Source organism: Rhodanobacter sp. G2-10, assembly GCF_055809185.1.
The window spans coordinates 1,762,272-1,780,667 of the sequence record NZ_CM147900.1; the positions used below are offsets into that span (position 1 = coordinate 1,762,272).

The window sequence follows — 18,396 nt, forward strand, 5'->3', positions numbered from 1 at the left end:
TGACCGACGTCCCGGTCAACCGAGGTCTTGCGGAATCAATCCGTAAATCGCCGCGTCGCGCTCTTTTCCGTTGACCCACAGCCGATTGCGCGCGATCGATTCGAAGGTCGCGCCGAGCCTCGTCGCGGTCGCGCGACTCGGCACGTTGTCCGGCAAGACGACGATCTCGATCCGGATCAGACCCAGCCGCTCGAAGCCGAAACGGGCCACCAGCCGCGCCGCCGACGTCGCCAGACCCTGCCGTTGGAAAGACTGGCGCACCCAGTAACCCAGGTTGGCCCGGCGATGCAGCTGATCAACCTGGTTGAGGCCCACGCCGCCCAGCAGGTGCCCCGTGTTCGCGTCGAACAGCGGAAAGGCGAAATGCGCACCGGACTGCCAGCCGGAGCGGCATTGGCTTATCCAGGCCGTCGCTTCGTCGGGACCATAATCGGCATGACACCAAGGCAGCCAGCGCCCGACGCTGTCCACGGATTCCTGCACGGCGTCGACCAGGGCCGCGGCATCGTCGTCGCGCCAGGGCCGCAATCGCAGCCGTGCGTCGTGGAGCTCGATCGCGTCGTCCAGCGCTTCATTTGCAACCATGCCCGCCTGCCGTTTGTGCGCGTGTGGCCCAGCCCGGATAATGCACCACTTCACAGTCAGGCATCAGCATGAGCGCACGCATACTCGACGGCAAACGCATCGCCCAGGAACTGCTTGGCCAACTCGGCCAACGGGTCGCCGCGCGGGTAGAGCAGGGCTTGCCGGCGCCCGGCCTGGCGGTGGTCCTGGTCGGTAGCGACGCAGCCTCGTCGGTCTACGTGCGCAACAAGCGCAAGGCCTGTCACCAGGTCGGCTTTCGCTCATTCGACCACGACCTTCCGGCGGAGACCACGCAGGCGGAACTGTTCGCGCTGATCGATCGCCTGAATGCCGATCCGGACGTGCACGGCATCCTGGTGCAGTCGCCGCTGCCGGCGCACATCGACGAGGACGCACTGGTCGACCGCATCGACCCCGACAAGGATGTGGACGGATTCCAGGCCATCAACGTGGGCCGACTGGCGCTGCGCCGGTTTGGCCTGCGGCCGTGCACGCCACGCGGCGTGATGACGCTGCTTGGTCACACCGATCGTCCGGTGCGTGGGCAGCACGCCGTGGTGGTGGGTGTGTCCAACCATGTCGGACGCCCGCTGGTGCTGGAGCTGATGATTGCCGGTTGCACCACCACCTCGTGCCACCGTTTCACCCGCAACCTTGAAAGTTTCGTGCGCCAGGCCGACATCGTCATCGTCGCGGTCGGCAAACCGGGGCTGATCCGGGGCGAATGGATCAAGCCCGGCGCGGTGGTGATCGATGTCGGCATCAACCGATTGGATGATGGCCGCCTGGTCGGCGACGTGGAGTTCGAGCCCGCCTCCGAGCGGGCGAGCTGGATCACGCCGGTACCGGGCGGCGTGGGTCCGATGACCGTCGCCACGTTGATGGAAAACACGTTGGAAGCCGCTGAGGCACGCGAGAAAGCAGCGCGCAGCGCGTGAATTTCCCGCGCGGCGCGACGGGCATCTGGCGAGCATCACGACAAGGCGCGTATAATTCCCTCTTTGCAGCGGGACTTTTTTCATGCGCATTCTCGCCGAGGCCCTGACCTACGACGACGTCTACCTCGTTCCAGGCCACTCCATCGTGTTGCCCCGCGACGTCGATACCACTGCGCGATTCACTCGCAACCTGCGTCTCAATATCCCGATCGTGTCCGCCGCGATGGACACCGTGACCGAAGCACGCCTCGCCATCACGATGGCGCAGAACGGCGGCATCGGCATCATCCACAAGAACATGACGGCCGAACAGCAGGCCGCCGAAGTGCGCCTGGTGAAGAAGTTCGAAGCCGGCGTGATCCGCAGCCCGATCACGGTGGGCCCGGATACCTCGATCAGCGAAGTCCTGCGCCTGACGCGCGCGCACAACATCTCCGGCGTGCCGGTGGTGGAGGGCAATCGCCTGGTCGGCATCGTCACCAGTCGCGACCTGCGTTTCGAGCGCAAGCCGGAAGACCCGGTGCGCAACATCATGACCCGTCAGGACAAACTGGTGACGGTGAAAGAAGGCGCCAACCAGGACGACGTGATGCTGTTGCTGCACAAGCACCGCATCGAGAAGGTGCTGGTGGTCAACGACGAATTCCAACTGCGCGGGCTTATCACCGTCAAGGACATCCAGAAGGCGCGCGACAACCCGCACGCCGCCAAGGATCAGCACGAGGCGCTGATGGTCGGTGCGGCGGTCGGCGTGGGCGGCGACACCGAACAGCGCGTGGCGGCGCTGGTCGACGCCGGGGTCGACGTACTGGTGGTGGATACGGCGCACGGCCATTCGCAAGGCGTCATTGATCGCGTGGCCTGGGTCAAGAAACATTTCAGCCAGGTGCAGGTCGTTGCCGGCAACATCGTCACCGGCGAAGCTGCCCGTGCCCTGCTCGACGCCGGTGCGGATGCGGTCAAGGTCGGTGTCGGCCCGGGCTCGATCTGCACCACCCGCGTGGTCGCCGGTGTCGGCGTGCCGCAGATCACCGCGATCGACATGGTCGCCACCGCACTCAAGGACGAAATCCCGCTCATTGCCGACGGTGGCATCCGCTATTCGGGCGACATCGCCAAGGCGCTCGCTGCGGGCGCTTCCACCGTGATGCTCGGCTCGATGTTCGCCGGTACCGAGGAGTCGCCGGGCGAAATCGAACTGTTCCAGGGGCGCTCGTACAAGAGCTATCGCGGCATGGGTTCGATCGGCGCCATGCAGCTGGGCTCGAAGGATCGCTACTTCCAGGACGAAGCCGATGCGGACAAGCTGGTCCCCGAGGGCATCGAAGGCCGTGTGCCGTACCGCGGCCCATTGCGCAACATCATCCATCAGTTGATCGGCGGCCTGCGGGCCTCGATGGGTTACGTCGGTGCCGCCACCATCGAGGACGTGCGGCGCCAGGCGCAGTTCGTGAAGGTGACCTCGGCCGGCGTGACCGAAGCGCACCCGCACGACATCCAGATCACCAAGGAAGCGCCGAACTACCGGCTGAATTCCTGAGGTGCCGGGATTGGGGGTCGGGGATTCGGGATGGGTCAAAGTCGCGAGCCGCTTTGACCGGATGCCGACCCCGTCCGATTCCTGATTCACCATTCCTTACGTGCAGCACAGCCATGACCGAATCCCGAATCCCCGATCCCCAATCCCGGCTTCACAACGACAAGATCCTGATCCTCGACTTCGGCGCGCAGTACACACAGCTGATTGCGCGGCGCATTCGCGAGCTCGGGGTGTACTGCGAGATCTGGGCGTGGGATCACGAGCCGGCTGAGATTGCCGGCTTTGGCGCGAAAGGCATCATCCTGTCCGGTGGCCCGGAATCCACCACGCTGGTCGGGGCACCGACGGCGCCACAACAGGTATTCGATGCCGGCGTGCCGATCCTGGGCATCTGCTACGGCATGCAGACGCTTGCGGCGCAACTGGGTGGCGCCACCGAGGCCGCCGACGCCCGCGAGTTCGGTCATGCCTGCGTGGACATGGTCGCGCCAAGTCAGTTGTTCGCAGGACTCAGCGATCACCCGGGCGCACACAAGCTCGATGTCTGGATGAGCCATGGCGATCACGTCACGGTGGCGCCGCCGGGCTTCGTGGTGACCGGCAGCACCGACCGCATCCCCGTGGCCGTGATGGAAAACGCCGAAAAGCGCTGGTACGGCGTGCAGTTCCATCCGGAAGTGACACACACGAAGCAGGGCGGTGCGCTGCTGAAGCGTTTCCTCACCGAAATTTGCGACTGCGCCACGCTGTGGACCGCGGCCAACATCATCGACGACCAGATCGCTCGTGTGCGCGAGCAGGTTGGCGAAGATCATGTCCTGTTGGGGCTGTCCGGCGGCGTCGACTCATCCGTGGTCGCTGCCTTGCTGCACAAGGCCATCGGCGACCGACTGACCTGCGTGTTCGTCGACACCGGTTTGCTGCGCTGGCAGGAAGGCGACCAGGTGATGGCCACCATGGCGGAGCACATGGGGGTCAAGGTGATCCGCGTCGATGCCGCCGATCGCTACTTCAACGCACTCGAAGGAGTGGCCGACCCGGAAGCCAAGCGCAAGATCATCGGCGGCCTGTTCGTGGATATCTTCGACGAGGAATCGGAGAAACTGATTGCCGCCGGGGGCAGGGTGAAGTGGCTGGCGCAAGGCACGATCTACCCCGACGTGATCGAATCGGCCGGCAGCAAGACCGGCAAGGCGCACGTCATCAAGAGTCACCACAACGTCGGTGGCCTGCCTGCGCACATGAAGCTGAAGCTGGTCGAACCGTTGCGCGAGCTGTTCAAGGACGAGGTGCGCCGGATCGGCGTGGAACTCGGTCTGCCGCGCGCGATGGTCTACCGTCATCCGTTCCCCGGACCTGGCCTGGGCGTGCGTATTCTTGGCGAAGTGAAGCGCGAGTATGCCGAGCTGCTGGCGCGCGCCGATGCCATCTTCATCGACGAGCTGCGCAAAGCCGATCTGTACGACAAGACCAGCCAGGCCTTCGCCGTATTCCTGCCGGTGAAATCGGTGGGCGTGGTGGGCGACGCGCGGGCCTACGAGTGGGTGATCGCGCTGCGTGCGGTGGAAACCATCGACTTCATGACGGCCCATTGGGCCCACTTGCCTTACGAGTTTCTCGGCAAGGTTTCCAATAGGATTATCAATGAATTGCGCGGTATTTCTCGCGTGGTTTATGACATCAGCGGCAAGCCGCCCGCCACGATCGAGTGGGAGTAGCAGAATCAATCATTTGCGTGCATGGCCCGGAGACCGGCAACTTGCCGGTCTTCTCACGTTGTAGTCACAATGCATTGAAATGACAAAAGAAATTCAGCCAACTTCAGGTGATTTCTCAGCTGGCGATGTGGAGTACATGCGACGCGCCCTGCAATTGGCCGCTCATGCACGCGATGCTGAGGGCGAGGTACCCGTGGGCGCCGTGCTGGTGCAGGGCGGGCTCATCATCGGCCTCGGCTGGAACCGCAACATCACTTTGCACGACCCGACCGCCCACGCCGAAGTGATGGCCTTGCGCGCCGCCGGCGAGCGGCTGGCCAATCACCGCCTGACTGGCGCCACGCTCTACGTGACACTCGAGCCGTGCTCGATGTGCGCCATGGCGATGATCCACGCACGCATCGGCCGCGTCGTCTATGCCGCCGCCGATCCCAAGACCGGCGCCGCCGGCAGCGTGTTCGATACCCTGGTCGACGGGCGCCACAATCATCGCATCGAAGTTGTCGGCGGCCTGCTGGCCGACGAATCCGCGAGCTTGCTGCGCGAGTTTTTCCGCGCCAGGCGCTGACAGCTGCGTGCCGCAAACGGGGCGCGGCGCCGTTGGCTATGATGGGGAGCCGTTCTTTCCGACGGCAGCACAGGAGCATCTCGATGGACGTCACCCTGATTCCCGACAACTCGTTGATTACCGACAGTCCGGAAGCCGGCCGCCAGCTTGCCTTGAAGATGGCGCGCCTGGTGATCAAGGCAACCCAGCCCGACGAGGGGGTGCGTGACCGGTTGCGCGAGGACTATGCCAAGAGCTCAGATGCGCTCATCCAGATCGGGCAGGTGGTGGCCATGGAATTTGCCACGATTGCAGCCGCCAACAATTACTGGCGCCAGAAGCAGGACTGAAGCAAACCCTGTTACCACGTTGGAACCAGCGCAAGCCATGCCGAGACGCCCACCTGAATGACCCAAGACGAATCCGGCTCCACGCACGCCCAGCGGCGTCCCTCCGCGCTGTCGGCGTTGCGTTACCCGGTGTTCCGTGGTGTCTGGGCAGCCAGCACGGTCAGCAACCTCGGCGTGCTCATCCAGTCGGTGGGCGCTTCCTGGCTGATGATCGCGCTTGCCCCGTCTGCCGAAATGGTCGCGCTGGTGCTGGCATCGGTGTACCTGCCGATCACCTTGCTGTCGCTGGTCGCCGGGGCAGTGGCCGACAATCTCGATCGCCGCAAGGTGATGCTCGGCGCGCAGATCTTCATGCTGGTCGTATCGGCCACGCTGGCGGCTTGCGCCTGGAGCGGATTGATCACGCCGTGGTTGCTGCTGTTTTTCACGTTTCTGATGGGGTGCGGTACGGCGTTCAATGGGCCGGCTTGGCAGGCTTCCGTGGGCGACATGGTGCCGCGCGAAGAGTTGCCGGGCGCGGTGGCACTCAACAGCATGGGCTTCAACATGGCGCGCAGCGCAGGGCCTGCCATCGGCGGTGCCATCGTTGCGGCCGCGGGTGCCGCCGCCGCGTTTGCGGTGAGCGCGATCAGCAACATCGCGCTGATCGTCGTGCTCCTGTGTTGGCGTCCGACACCGCAGGAGCGGTCGCTGCCGCGCGAAACGCTCGGCATCGCGGTCGCCGCGGGCGTTCGCTTCGTCGGGGGTTCGCCGGCCATCCGCACCGTCCTGGTCCGCAGCGCCGTGTTCTGTATCGCCGCCAGCGCGCTCATGGCGTTGATGCCGCTGATTGCCAAAGACCTGATCGGCGGCGGACCACTGACCTATGGCCTGCTGCTGGGCGCATTCGGCGTGGGTGCGGTGGCTGGTGCCGTGCTCAGTGCGAGGCTGCGCCAGCTGATGTCGACCGAAGCCGTCGTGCGCTGGACCAGCATCGGATTCGCTGTCGCTGCGGCGATCGCCGGCGTGAGCACGCACCTGCTGGTGACGATGGCGGTGCTGCTGGTGGCCGGAGCAGGGTGGCTGTTGGCGCTTGCCACGTTCAACGTCGCGGTACAGATGTCGGCTCCACGCTGGGTCGTCGCGCGTGCCTTGTCGATCTACCAGATGGCGGCCTTTGGCGGGCTGGCGGCGGGAAGCTGGCTGTGGGGCGAAGTTGCGGACAGCGCAAGTGTCACCGTGGCACTGCTCATCGGCTCCGCCGCCATGCTCGCTTGCGCGGCGCTGGGGCGATGGCTACCGCTAGCGCAAACGAAGGAACTCAATCTCGATCTGGTGCGACTGTGGAAAGAACCGAGCACGGTCGTCCCGGTAGACGCACGCACGGGCCCGGTCGTGGTCACGATCGGCTACGTGATTCGCGAAGCGGACATCGTGGAGTTCCTGGGCGCAATGGTCGAGCGACGTCGCATACGGCGCCGCGACGGGGCGCGAAGCTGGAGGCTGCTGCGTGATCTCGCCGATCCCGAGGTCTGGATCGAACGTTACGAAACGCCGACGTGGCTCGACTACGTACGCCACAACAGCCGCATGACGCACCACGATGCAGCTCTGTCAGCACGCATTCGGGCTCTCCACTGCGGACCCGATGGACCTGTCGTCCGACGCATGATCGAACGACAGTGCGCGCCGCTGGCCTTCAAACGAGCGCGCGAGCCGCTGATTGATCCGACCCGGCTGCCGTAGGGTTGTCAAAGGGGTGTAGCCGAATCTTCGTCGACGACATGGCGGAAATGCTTCGATCGCCACCCGCAGGATCAGGGTGTTCCGCTGTACTGGGCTGGATTCTGCTCGCGGTGTCAGTCGTAGTCGGCCTGTTGTAGCCGGCGGCATGTACCGGTTGCTGGCCGTAGTTGTCTTCGGGTTGAGAATCGGCAGGGATTAATGAAAAACCCGCAACTTTTTCGGTAACGCGTTGAATCTTCATGGGGTTTGAAGCTATGCGGAATGGTCGCTTTCTTGTGTCGCGTATCGCAACGCGCTACACTTCGGCATGATCATAGGTTTCCGTCACAAGGGCTTGGAAACCCTTTACCGGACTGGCTCCGCTCGTGGCGTGCAGGCGGCGCATGCAGCCAAGCTCGGTCGCATTTTGGCCGCTCTCGATGCCGCTGCGACGCCGTCCGAGCTGAATCAGCCTGGCTACAAGCTGCATCCACTGAAAGGGACTCTCAAGAATCATTGGTCAGTGTGGGTGAACGGCAACTGGCGCGTTACGTTCCGGTTCGCAGGGCCGGACGTCGAGCTGGTGGACTACCAAGACTATCATTGAACGAGGTTACCGCCATGATGAAGAATCCTCCGCACCCCGGCACGCTACTGCGCGAAGACGTGCTGGTGCCACTCGGCATCGAGGTCACTGATGCCGCCCAGCGGCTTGGCATGTCACGCACGACACTGTCGCGGGTCATCAACGGCCGGGCCGGCATCAGCCCTGATCTGGCGCTTCGATTGGAGCGGGCAGGCGTCAGCACGGCACGGTTCTGGATGACGCTGCAGGCCAACTATGAACTAGCTCAAGCCGCGCAGCGAAAGCAGCCCAAGGTTCAATCTCTGCAGGACGCGGCGTGATGCGTTCGTGGCAGCGTGCCCAGTTTGATTACCATCTTTAATTTGACATAATATACATTATGCGCAATTACGGGTGGACGTGAGACCTCATCACCGCAGCGGCTCAGAGGCCTTGTCGCCCTGGCACTTGATCGGTTGCCCGTCCTTGCCGATGGCTTTCGTGAAGCTCGAACCCTGGCGGTTGATGACGATGCCGGCCGCGCACTTCTGGTTGCCGTCCAGGTAGTAGCTGGCCGCGATCCTGAGCTTTTCTTCTCGTTCCCGCGCTTCGCGTACGGCCAGGGTCGCCTGGTACTGCCGGGCCTCATCGGCTATCTGGCGGTAGTTGCTGGCCAGGTCTTCACGTCGCTGCTGCAGGTTGGCCGCTATCTGGTCGTGGCGCTGGCGCGCTTGCGCCTGTGCCTGCTTCGCTTCCATCTCTGCGGATCTTGCGGCCTCCTGGATGATTTCATCGGCGTGACGCGCAGCGAGGTATCGGGAAACGCCGTTCCACGCCAGCAAGGCCACGATCAGGCCGGCTACGCTACCGCCCACTTTCCACGACAACGGTATGGCCATCGATTGCTGGTCTCCGGTTGCGAGTTCGCGCGGCCGACGCGCGAAAAGAATTGCCGATCAGCGGCCGAAAATGATTTCCTTGCCCTCGTGGTCACGGTCCCAGCCGCGCAGTTGATCACGGATATGGGCAATGCCCTGCCGCCCCAGCGCGTTGCGCTCTTCATCGAGCACCTGGCCATCCAGCAGCTCGGCCAGTCGTTGCGCGGTCGGCAACATGGCGTCCCAGGCATCAAGCGCGGGCAATGGCGCCGGCAAGGTCATGAAGAAACTGACCCCGGGGGTTTTCAGCGCGTCGAGATGGGCCAGATCGAAGTTGCCGGGTTTGAGCATGTTGGCGACGCTGAAGATGGGCCCCAGCTCGCGCTTGCCATCGACCAGGCGGTGATAAATGCCCATGTCACCAAATTCGAGGCCGGCCTTTTCGGCGGCCACGACCAGATCCGAACCGTTGAAGTGCATGCCTTCGCGCGCCACCACAAACAAGGTCACGATGCGTTCCACCGGCTGCTGCGCCGGGCGGCGGCCCAGCTCTGAGCGCGGCACCGGTCGGGACTCCGCAGCGGGCGGAGCCGACGGCTTGCTGGCGGTGGGTGGCTGCGATGGGGTCGTCTCGCCGGGAGATGGAGAGCGCAAGGCATTGACGATCGATGCGGCGTGGCCGACCAGTCCGGGGCGAGGCTTCGGCGCTGCCGCCTGTTCCCCGGAGAGCGTCGCACCGAGGCGTTCCAGTTCCTCCCGCAAACCCACATCCAGTTCGCCCTGGGCGGGCAACGCGACTTCGGGCTCGGCGGCCCGGTTCTCGTCGCTGAAATAGGGCTGGTCGGCGAGGCTGGAACCGCCAACCGTGGGTTCACGTCGCTCGCGACCGTGGCCCTCATTCGCGCTGCGTCGCTTGCCCTGCTCTTTCCGGGGCTGGCCGAACAGCCAGATCAGGGCCAGCACGATCAGCCCCACGATCAACATCGGAATGCCGATCGTGGCATTCCAGGCAAGAGCAAGCACAGGTTGCACGGTCATCTAACGTCTCCTCAGGCTGCGCCAGCGAGTTTAGCCGCTTCGGCCAGATCCACCTGCACCAGTCGCGACACGCCGGGCTCGCGCATGGTCACGCCGCACAATTGCGTTGCCGCTTCCATGGTGGCCTTGTTGTGGCTGATGAAGATGAATTGCACGTGTTCGCTCATTTCGCGCACCAGGCTGGAGAAACGACCCACGTTGGCTTCGTCCAGCGGCGCGTCGACCTCGTCGAGCAGGCAGAACGGCGCCGGGTTCAGGCCGAAAATGGCGAACACCAGCGACACCGCGGTCAAGGCCTTCTCGCCGCCGGACAGCAATGAAATATTGGACGGGCGCTTGCCTGGCGGGCGCGCCATGATGGTCACGCCGGTGTTGAGCAGGTCGTCGCCGGTCAGGTCCAGGTAGGCGTGGCCGCCGCCGAACAGGCGCGGAAAGAGTTCCTGCACACCGGCGTTGACCTTGTCGAAGGTTTCCTTGAAGCGCTGGCGGGTTTCGCGATCGATCTTCTTGATCGCACCTTCCAGCGTCTCCATGGCGTCGACCAGGTCGGTGAGCTGGTTGTCGAGGTAGGTCTTGCGCTCGCTTTGCTCGGCATGCTCCTGGATCGCGGCGAGGTTGACCGGCTCCAGTCGCGCGATCTTCTGGCCAAGCTCGGCCAGTTGTGATCGCCACTGGTCCGCATTGATGTCGTCGTCCAGTTCAGCGAGCAGGGTCTCCAGCTCCATGCCCGATGCCCGGATCGCTTCAGCCAATTGCTCGGCCCTCAGTTGCAAGGCCTGCGCGGCGAGACGTTTTTCGGTCAGGCTTTCGCGCAGGGTGGCAAGCCCCTGCTCCGCCAGGTGCCGCTGCTGTTCCAGCTTGCGGAATTCGAGATCGCAATCCTCCAGCACCCGACGTGCATCGACCATTTGCTTGTCGACCAGCAAGCGCTGGTCGAGATAGGCCTGACGCTCGGCTTCCAGTTCGGCGATCGGGTCGGAACCGGCGGCAAGCTGTTCGCTGATTTCCTGACGACGCGCCTCGATCTGACGCAACTGGTTGTCCATGCGACCGAGCGCCTGTTCCAGCGAGGCCAGCGACGAACGCTTGGACTCCAGCGACAGCGCCAGCGAGTGGGACTGATCGGCAGCCTCACGCGCATTCATGCGGGCCTCTTCGCGCGCCTCAAGCAAGGCTCGCCGTTCGTTTTCGAGCTCGCGGCGCTGGTCTTCCTGGTCACCCATCAGACCGACCGATTCGTCCAGGCGCGCACGCGCCTCACGGGTCTGCCCTTGCAGTTCATCGAGCTGATGGGCGAGGTCGGACAACTCGGCGTTGACCTTCTCGGCGCGGGCACGGGCGGTTTCCAGCTTGCCACGGTGGCTCTGCAACTGGCCGGCCAGCTCGGACTGGCGACGGTGCGCGTTGTACAGCTCGCGCTGGGCATCATCGCGCGCCCGCTCGGTCTCGAACTTGCTGGTGCGCAAGGCCTCCAGTTGCTCGGCGGATTCCTCCAGCTGGGCCTCCAGCGTGGCGATCTGCTCGCCCAGCAGACGCAATTCGCGCTCACGCGCCAGCACGCCGACCTGACTGCCCTGGGCCCTGCGCACGCGTGCCCAGCCCCGGCCCAACCATTCGCCCGACGGCGTGATCACCGATTGATGGGCTGACTGTGCGTCCAACGACGCCACCCGTCGACTGGCTTCCTGCACCGTGTCCGCGACGAGCACCCGGCTCAGGATGGCGATGGCGGCTGCCGGCCCGCGCACGTGCGCAGCCAGGGTGCCGGCCGTGTCGGCGCTGCCTTCGGCCGAATCCAGCAGGGCCACGTCGGCATCTTCGATGCTTCCAAGTTCGCTGTCGAGCGAGCGGCAGCCATCCACCAGCACGCCGTCCAGGAGTCCGCTGAGCGCCGTTTCCACTGCGGTTTCCCAACCGGCATCGACCTGCAGTGACTCGCCCAACCGGCGCGAGTTGTCCAGGCCCAGCCGGGCCAGCCATGCGCTGGCGCCACTTTCATCCTGGCCCAGGGCGGCATGCTGCAGGGCTTCCAGCGAGGCCTGTCGACCGCGCGCCGTCTGCAGTTGCGAGCGGGCTTCATTCAGCGTGGACTGCAGCTGGCGCTCCTGTTCGAGCACCTTCTCGTGGCTGCTCTTGTGCTGGTCGAGCAGGTTGCCGAGGGTTTCCACCCGTTCGCGCTGGGTTTCGTGTTCGGTGCGCAATTGTTCGCCGGCCGCATCCAGTGCGGTGACGTCGGTGGCTTTCTGTTCGGCCTCCAGCGCCTCACGCCGCCTCGCCAGGTCGATGCCCTGGCGATCCAGATAATTGAGCTTGGTGCGTTCGACCTCGGCGGCGCGGTTGGATTCGCCGGCGTTGCGGGTGTGGCTGTCCCAACGCTGCTGCCAGTCGGCCAGTTTGGCTTCGGTATCACGCTGCGCCTGCGCGGTGTCCTCCTGCATCTGCTGCAGGGTCTCGAGCCGCGGCTCACCTTCGGCCAGCGCCTGGCGCAAGCTTTCGACCTGCTCCCGATCGGCGGCGATGTGCGCGGCTAGCTCGGCATGTTCGCGTTCACTGTCGGCATGCACACGCTGCAGGCGTTCGGTGCTTTCCTTGTTGTGTCGTACCTGCTGCTCGACCCGCGCGATTTCGGCACCGACCTTGTAGACCTCGGCCTGCACGGCATTGAGGTGTTCATTGGCCTCGGTGTGGCGTTCGCGAACAGCTTCCAGTTGCGCCTCGATCTGGCGCTGTCCGGCCAACCCTTTCTCGATCTCGATTTCGGCGGTCGACAGCTCCGCTCCCTCATCGTCGTGTTGACCCTTGAGGCCGCGATATTCCAGCGCGCGCAATTCGGCTTCCTTGCGTGCTTGCTCTTCCTTCAGGAGCTTCCAGCGCTCGGCCGCGCGGGCCTGGCGATTGAGGTGTTCCAGCTGCTTGTCGACCTCGTCGCGCACGTCACGCACGCGGTCGAGATTTTCGCGGGTGGCCTTGATCCGGCTTTCGGTTTCCTTGCGCCGCTCTTTGTATTTGGAGATGCCAGCGGCTTCCTCCAGATGCGTGCGCAGCTCTTCCGGGTGCGCCTCGATGATCTGGCTGATCATCCCCTGCTCGATGATCGAGTAGCTGCGCGGGCCCAGACCGGTGCCGAGGAACAGGTCGGTGATATCGCGCCGGCGGCAGCGTGCGCCGTTCAGGTAGTAGGAAGACTGGCCGTCGCGGGTGACCTGGCGCTTGACCGAGATCTCGGCGTACTGGCCGTACTCGCCCTGCACCGAGCCGTCGGCGTTGTCGAAGATCAGCTCGACCGTGGCCTGCCCCACCGGCTTGCGCGTGTTGGAGCCGGAGAAGATCACGTCGGTAAGCGAATCACCACGCAATCGGCTGGCCGCACTCTCCCCCATCACCCAACGGATAGCGTCGATGATGTTGGACTTGCCGCAGCCATTCGGGCCCACCACACCGATCATGTTGCTGGGCAGGTGCAGGGTGGTCGGGTCCACGAAGGACTTGAAACCGGCGAGTTTGATGGTGCTCAGGCGCATGCGGTCTTCAACGGGTCAGCAGTAAGGCCCGTACAGCCGGGCGACAAGGCACTGTGCCAAAGGCAGGACAGTGCCGCAATGCATTTCTTGATGATGTTCTTGTTGAACAAGGTTATTCAAATATTTGATTGTTTTGATTATTTGTCTTTCGCATCGATCGACAAGGCATGGATGCCATTGTCCATCAGATCATCGACTGCCGCATACACCATGCGATGACGGCGGATCGGTAACTGGCCAGCAAACGCGGCGCTGACGATGCGCACGTGGAAGTGGCCCTTGCCCTCGCCTGCATGGCCGGCGTGCCGGTGGCCCTCATCGGTGATTTCCAGTTCGGTGGGGGCCAGGGCCTGGGTAAGGCGCTGGCGGATCTGTTCGAGCGTGGCCTGGCTCACGCCGGCAAGGCCTTGCGGAACGGCTTGATCTGCACATCGGCGTAGACGCCGGCCGCCACGTAGGGATCCGCATCGGCCCATTTCTTCGCCTCGGCCTGCGAGGGGAACTCGGCCAGGATCAAGCTGCCGCTGAAACCGGCCGGACCGGGGTCTTCCGACTCGATCGCCGGGAACGCACCCGCCACGAACAGCCTGCCCTCATCCAGCAACGCCTGCAGTCGCGCGATGTGAGCCGGACGGGCGCCCTTGCGCTTGTCCAGCGAATCGGCGACGTCCGTTGCAATGATGGCAAACCACATGGTGCAGGCTCCACGCTTGAAGGGAAGCGCCAAGTTTAACCCAGCGCACCCCTCATCCGTTCCGCGCTGCCTCGGCCAATTGCGCCGTATCCACACGCACGAAGACCGAATCGCCGAGCGCCGTGAGCAACTCGCCCGCGTAGACCTCGCACAGCACCCGGGTCTTGCGCCCTACGTCGCCTTCAACACGGGCCTTCAGCGTGAGCGGCACGCCCATCGGCGTGGGTTTCAGGAACTTGACGCCGAGGCTGCCGGTGACGCAGTCGATGCGTGGCTTGCTGTCCGGCGCGCGATGTTCGGCGCGGTAGTGGTAGGCCATCGCGGTCCAGTTGGAATGACAGTCCACCAGCATCGCGATCAGGCCGCCATAGACCAGGCCCGGCCAGCCATGGAAATCGACATCGGGCTCATGGGTCGACACCACGTGCACGCCATCGTCGTGCCAGTGGCTCTTGATGTGCAGGCCATGCGGATGAGCACTGCCGCAGCCGTAGCAGATGCCGTCCGGAGCAGCCTGATCCTGCAAGGCGAGCGCGCTCACGCTCAGGCCTCCGGCCGCATGTACGGGAACAGCAAGACGTCGCGGATCGAGGCCGAGTCGGTCAGCAACATCACCAGGCGATCAATGCCGATGCCCAGCCCGCCGGTGGGCGGCATGCCCACTTCCAGTGCGCGGACGTAGTCGGCGTCATAGTGCATTGCCTCGTCGTCGCCGGCGTCCTTGGCGTCGACCTGGGCGCGGAAGCGCGCGGCTTGGTCTTCCGGGTCGTTCAACTCGGAGAAACCGTTGGCCAGTTCCCTGCCGTTGATGAAGAGCTCGAAACGATCGGTGATGCCGGGGTCGGTGTCGCTCTCGCGTGCCAGAGGCGACACTTCGACCGGATGATCGGTGATGAAGGTTGGCTGGATCAGGGTGTGTTCGACCGTGTGCTCGAAGATCTCCAGCAACAGCTTGCCCCAACCGTAGCCGGGCTTGACCTGCGCGCCGACACGCTTTGCATGGGCCGCCATCGCCTCGCGATCACGCAGCTCCTCGCGCTTGATCTCGGGGTTGTGCTCCAGCACGGCATCTTCCATCCGCCAGCGACGGAATGCCGGTCCCACGTCGATGCTGGCGTCTTCCCAGCTGAGCTCGGTCGTGCCGAGCACGTGCAGCGCCGTATCGCGGATCACGGCCTCGGTGAGGTCCATGATGTCGTGGTACGTGGCGTAAGCCTGGTACAGCTCGAGCATGGTGAACTCGGGGTTGTGCCGGGTCGACACGCCTTCGTTGCGGAAGTTGCGGTTGATCTCGTACACGCGATCGAAACCGCCGACCACCAGCCGCTTCAGATAAAGCTCGGGCGCCACTCGCAGATACAGCGCCATGTCCAACGCGTTGTGATGGGTGACGAACGGCCGCGCCGTGGCGCCGCCGGGGATGACGTGCATCATGGGTGTTTCCACCTCCATGAAGCGTCGTGGCGGAGCCTCCAGCCACTGGCGCATGAAACCGATGATTTTCGAGCGCTGGACAAAGGTGCGCCGGGCCTCTTCGGTCACGATCAGGTCGACATAGCGCTGCCGGTAACGCTGCTCGACGTCGGCCAGGCCATGGAACTTGTCCGGCAGCGGTCGCAGGCTCTTGGTCAGCAGGCGCAACTTGTCCACCCGAACCGACAGCTCGCCGGTCTTGGTGCGCATCAGCAGCCCTTCGGCGCCCACGATGTCACCTGCGTCCCAGCTCTTGAACGCGTCGTAGGTCTTGCCAAGCGTGCCCTGGTGCACGAACAACTGGATGCGTCCGGTCTGGTCCTGGATCTGCACGAAGCTGACCTTGCCCTGGCCACGCTTGAGCATGATCCGCCCAGCCACGCTGACGCGACGCGCGCTCGCCTCGATCGCTTCGGCCGTGTGGGTGTCCTTGTCGGCAAATTCGGCCTGCAAGTCGCCCGCAAAACTGTCGACCTTGAAGTCATTGGGAAAGGCGATGCCCTGCGCACGCAATTGTTTGAGCTTTTCGCGACGCTCGGCAATCAGGCGATTTTCGCCGTCGACAGGTGCCTGTTCGACGGCCACCGGCCCCGTCCCCGTTTCATCGAAATCGTGTGTTGCCGTCATCAGGATATCCATGCGCACAAGACCAGTCAGTGTATTCGAGGCGCGGCCCTGCTCAAAGCCCCAATTCCGGATCGGCGGCGCTCGCCCTACACCAACAACCCTGTTTAGACAGTGATGGTCATCACGTTTTCAAAGGCGCAAACTAACCGTCCCACGGTGTCGAGGGGGCGCCCCGCGGGTACTTGTTGCATCTCAAACTCTGGAGGGGAACCATGAAAGTTCACCATTTCCGCTCAGCGCTGGCAGCCATGCTGGGCCTGGTCATGATGTTTGTTGCACTCTCGTCAACCGCGGCGGACAAACCGGCGCCCAAGGCTGAAGCCGACACGATCGCAACCACCTGGATCATGTGGGTCAAGCAGGGCCAGTCACAGCAATTCGAGAACGCCCTCAAGGCGCATGCGGCCTGGCGCAAGCAGGCGGGTGAGAAATTCACCTGGCAGATCTACCAGCCCGTGGTCGGCTCGGACCTCGACCACTACGTGGTCCGCTCCGAGAATCATCACTGGAAGGACCTGGACACCAATGCGGCATGGGAACAGCAGCAAAATGCCGGCGAGCAGTTCGAAAAGCAGGTCGGTCCCTATGTGCAACGCATGGAACATTACCTGTCGCAGGAAGACAGCAAGCACAGTCACTGGATCGCCAGCAAGGATTACCGCTATTTCGGTGTCACCCACTACCAGTTCAAGCCCGGCACCCGGGCGGTAGTCAATGCGACGATGGACAAGATCCAGAAAGCCGTTACCGATGCCAAATGGCCCTACAGCTACTCGATCGACGACATGATCGGTGGCAGGGGCGGCGTCGACATCGTGGAGCCGATGAAGAGCTATGCCGACATGGCTGATCCGGACCCGTCGATGATGAAAATCCTGGCCAGCTCGCTCGGATCCGAGGAGGCTGCCAAAGCCCTCATGCAGGAGTTCGGGTCGTCGATCAAGGATCACGACTACACGATCTACGCGTATCGACCGGATCTTTCCACACCATCACCTTGACGAAAACCTGTTGAAGCCGGCCCCTGCGTTGCCGCGGGGGCCGGCCTTTTCTCAGGCGTCGCTGCGCTTGGAACCGGCTTCGAGGCCGGATTTCAGGCTGGCTTCGATGAAGTCATCCAGGTCGCCATCCAGCACTTTCTGCGTGTCGGTGCGTTCGATCCCGGTGCGCAAATCCTTGATGCGGCTCTGGTCCAGTACGTAGTTGCGGATCTGGCTGCCCCAGCCGATATCGGACTTGGTCGCTTCCAGCGCATCTTTTTCGACGTTGCGCTTCTGCACTTCCAGTTCGTACAGCTTGGCGGCCAGCATTTTCATCGCGGTATCGCGGTTCTGGTGCTGGCTGCGACCGGTCTGGCAGGCCACGACGGTGTTGGTCGGGATATGCGTGATGCGCACCGCCGACTCGGTCTTGTTGACGTGCTGGCCACCCGCGCCGGAGGAGCGGTACACGTCGGTGCGCAGGTCCGCCGGGTTGATGTCGATCTCGATGTCGTCATCGACTTCCGGCGACACGAACACCGAGGTGAAGCTGGTGTGGCGACGGTTGTCCGAATCGAACGGCGATTTGCGTACCAGCCGGTGCACCCCGATCTCGGTTTTCAGCCAGCCGTAGGCATAGTCGCCCTCGACCCGGAAGGTGGCGGACTTGATCCCGGCCACATCGCCGCCGGACACTTCCATCAGCTCGGTCTTCCAGCCGCGGTTCTCGCACCAGCGCAGATACATGCGCAGCAGCATTTCGGCCCAGTCTTGCGCTTCGGTACCGCCGGCACCGGCCTGGATGTCCACGAAGGCGTTGGCCGCGTCCATCCGGCCGGAGAACATCCGCTGGAATTCCAGTTTGGCGACTTCGGACTCGACCTTGGTCAGGTCGTCCAGCACCGAGTTGGCGGTGTCGTCGTCCTCGGCGGCGATCGCCATTTCCAGCAGCTCGTCGGCATCGGTGAGACTGGCCGTCATGCGGTCGATGCCGTGGACGATGGTATCGAGCCGGGCGCGCTCGCGGCCCAGTTCCTGCGCGCGGGCCGGGTCGTCCCAGACGGAGGGATTCTCCAGCTCGCGGGTTACTTCTTCGAGGCGTTCGCTCTTGGTGGCGTAGTCAAAGATACCCCCTAAGCGACTCGACCCGGTCCCGGAGGTCCGTGATCTGCGCGTGGATCGGATTGGTTTCGATCATGTGTTGTGCCAATGAGGTGACAGGCGACAAAAGACGCCCG

18 protein-coding genes are annotated in these 18,396 nt (G+C 63.9%); 9 read left to right on the plus strand and 9 right to left on the minus strand.

Translation table 11 applies throughout. The features are described 5' to 3' along the window. Window positions 1-15: 15 nt before the first annotated feature. Window positions 16-585: a GNAT family N-acetyltransferase gene (locus AC0L58_RS08060; RefSeq protein ID WP_473688402.1), complete on the minus strand. Its 570-nt coding sequence runs from the start codon at window positions 583-585 to the stop codon at window positions 16-18. Between the two features lie 68 nt (window positions 586-653). Between AC0L58_RS08060 and folD the strand changes: the two genes are divergently transcribed. The 8 genes from folD (at window position 654) to AC0L58_RS08100 (ending at window position 8,288) form a co-directional block, all read left to right on the plus strand. Further along, complete coding sequence (gene folD / locus AC0L58_RS08065) at window positions 654-1,523, plus strand: bifunctional methylenetetrahydrofolate dehydrogenase/methenyltetrahydrofolate cyclohydrolase FolD (RefSeq protein WP_473688404.1); 870 nt, start codon at window positions 654-656, stop codon at window positions 1,521-1,523. An 82-nt stretch (window positions 1,524-1,605) separates the two neighbouring features. Next, on the plus strand, window positions 1,606-3,063 hold the full coding sequence (gene guaB, locus AC0L58_RS08070; protein ID WP_473688406.1) for an IMP dehydrogenase: 1,458 nt from the start codon (window positions 1,606-1,608) through the stop codon (window positions 3,061-3,063). A gap of 113 nt (window positions 3,064-3,176) precedes the next feature. Continuing rightward, the gene (guaA, locus tag AC0L58_RS08075) at window positions 3,177-4,781 is read left to right on the plus strand and encodes a glutamine-hydrolyzing GMP synthase (protein WP_473688408.1); all 1,605 of its coding nucleotides are present in this window, start codon (window positions 3,177-3,179) and stop codon (window positions 4,779-4,781) included. Window positions 4,782-4,860: 79 nt separating this feature from the next. Further along, window positions 4,861-5,349, plus strand: coding sequence for a tRNA adenosine(34) deaminase TadA (gene tadA, locus AC0L58_RS08080; RefSeq protein ID WP_473688410.1), 489 nt, complete (start codon window positions 4,861-4,863; stop codon window positions 5,347-5,349). 83 nt (window positions 5,350-5,432) lie between these two features. Continuing rightward, window positions 5,433-5,678: a hexameric tyrosine-coordinated heme protein gene (locus AC0L58_RS08085; RefSeq protein ID WP_473688412.1), complete on the plus strand. Its 246-nt coding sequence runs from the start codon at window positions 5,433-5,435 to the stop codon at window positions 5,676-5,678. 57 nt (window positions 5,679-5,735) lie between these two features. Beyond that, window positions 5,736-7,403 (plus strand): MFS transporter, encoded by a 1,668-nt coding sequence (locus tag AC0L58_RS08090; RefSeq protein WP_473688414.1) that lies wholly within the window; start codon window positions 5,736-5,738, stop codon window positions 7,401-7,403. Between the two features lie 307 nt (window positions 7,404-7,710). Next, complete coding sequence (locus AC0L58_RS08095) at window positions 7,711-7,989, plus strand: type II toxin-antitoxin system RelE/ParE family toxin (protein ID WP_473688416.1); 279 nt, start codon at window positions 7,711-7,713, stop codon at window positions 7,987-7,989. A gap of 14 nt (window positions 7,990-8,003) precedes the next feature. Then, window positions 8,004-8,288, plus strand: a complete 285-nt coding sequence (locus AC0L58_RS08100; protein WP_473688418.1) for a HigA family addiction module antitoxin — start codon at window positions 8,004-8,006, stop codon at window positions 8,286-8,288. 90 nt (window positions 8,289-8,378) lie between these two features. Here the strand turns inward: AC0L58_RS08100 and AC0L58_RS08105 are convergent, their stop codons facing one another. The 7 genes from AC0L58_RS08105 to lysS form a co-directional block, all read right to left on the minus strand. Continuing rightward, window positions 8,379-8,846: a hypothetical protein gene (locus AC0L58_RS08105; protein ID WP_473688419.1), complete on the minus strand. Its 468-nt coding sequence runs from the start codon at window positions 8,844-8,846 to the stop codon at window positions 8,379-8,381. A gap of 57 nt (window positions 8,847-8,903) precedes the next feature. Then, entirely contained in the window at window positions 8,904-9,863 is a 960-nt protein-coding gene (gene zipA / locus AC0L58_RS08110; RefSeq protein WP_473688420.1) for a cell division protein ZipA, read from the minus strand. Between the two features lie 11 nt (window positions 9,864-9,874). Continuing rightward, window positions 9,875-13,384 (minus strand): chromosome segregation protein SMC, encoded by a 3,510-nt coding sequence (gene smc, locus AC0L58_RS08115; protein WP_473688421.1) that lies wholly within the window; start codon window positions 13,382-13,384, stop codon window positions 9,875-9,877. Window positions 13,385-13,521: 137 nt separating this feature from the next. Then, window positions 13,522-13,779, minus strand: a complete 258-nt coding sequence (locus AC0L58_RS08120; protein WP_473688422.1) for a BolA family protein — start codon at window positions 13,777-13,779, stop codon at window positions 13,522-13,524. Beyond that, window positions 13,776-14,078, minus strand: coding sequence for a YciI family protein (locus AC0L58_RS08125; RefSeq protein ID WP_473688423.1), 303 nt, complete (start codon window positions 14,076-14,078; stop codon window positions 13,776-13,778). The genes AC0L58_RS08120 and AC0L58_RS08125 overlap by 4 nt, the downstream gene beginning before the upstream one ends. Window positions 14,079-14,130: 52 nt before the next feature. Further along, window positions 14,131-14,619, minus strand: a complete 489-nt coding sequence (locus AC0L58_RS08130; protein ID WP_473688424.1) for a PaaI family thioesterase — start codon at window positions 14,617-14,619, stop codon at window positions 14,131-14,133. A gap of 2 nt (window positions 14,620-14,621) precedes the next feature. Then, window positions 14,622-16,178 carry a lysine--tRNA ligase gene (gene lysS, locus AC0L58_RS08135; protein WP_473688425.1) on the minus strand — a complete coding sequence of 519 codons (1,557 nt, stop codon included), beginning with the start codon at window positions 16,176-16,178 and terminating at the stop codon, window positions 14,622-14,624. Between the two features lie 212 nt (window positions 16,179-16,390). On the opposite strand from lysS, the gene AC0L58_RS08140 reads away from it, so the two are divergent. Next, window positions 16,391-17,179, plus strand: coding sequence for a hypothetical protein (locus AC0L58_RS08140; protein WP_473688426.1), 789 nt, complete (start codon window positions 16,391-16,393; stop codon window positions 17,177-17,179). Between the two features lie 51 nt (window positions 17,180-17,230). Here the strand turns inward: AC0L58_RS08140 and prfB are convergent. Then, a protein-coding gene (prfB, locus tag AC0L58_RS08145) for a peptide chain release factor 2 (RefSeq protein WP_473688427.1) occupies window positions 17,231-18,356 on the minus strand; the annotation gives its coding sequence in 2 pieces (ribosomal slippage) (window positions 17,231-18,280 and window positions 18,282-18,356; 1,125 coding nt in all). Window positions 18,357-18,396 lie beyond the last annotated feature (40 nt).